The sequence below is a fragment of the Pseudoduganella sp. GW821-FHT11H04 genome (genome assembly GCF_058807935.1).
This window is the reverse complement of record NZ_JBXARE010000038.1, coordinates 1-620: the sequence shown is the minus strand read 5'-3', so window position 1 is coordinate 620 and position 620 is coordinate 1. Positions and strand designations below refer to the sequence as shown.

Genomic DNA, 620 nt, shown 5'->3' with positions numbered 1-620 from the left:
TCAAGCTACCGAGGCGTACCTTATCCCGAAGTTACGGTACCAATTTGCCGAGTTCCTTCTCCCGAGTTCTCTCAAGCGCCTTAGAATACTCATCTCGCCCACCTGTGTCGGTTTGCGGTACGGTCTCGTATGACTGAAGCTTAGAGGCTTTTCTTGGAACCACTTCCGATTGCTTCGCGAACAAGTTCGCTCGTCCCAGTCCCTTGAATTACGCGCCCGGATTTGCCTAAGCGCCTTCTATGAACCAGAAACTGACTATTCCAACAGTCAGACAACCTTCCGCGATCCGTCCCCCCATCGCATCATACGACGGTGCAGGAATATTAACCTGCTTCCCATCAGCTACGCATCTCTGCCTCGCCTTAGGGGCCGACTCACCCTGCTCCGATGAACGTTGAACAGGAAACCTTGGGCTTACGGCGTGCGGGCTTTTCACCCGCATTATCGCTACTCATGTCAGCATTCGCACTTCTGATACCTCCAGCATCCTTTACAAGACACCTTCGCAGGCTTACAGAACGCTCTCCTACCATATCCTTGCGGATATCCGCAGCTTCGGTGACTGGCTTAGCCCCGTTACATCTTCCGCGCAGGACGACTCGATCAGTGAGCTATTACGC

At 53.4% G+C, this 620-nt stretch carries 1 rRNA gene; it reads right to left on the bottom strand.

Features of this window, described 5'->3' with window-relative positions:
* Positions 1-620, bottom strand: a 23S ribosomal RNA gene (locus AC1RTP_RS28520); the annotation flags it as partial.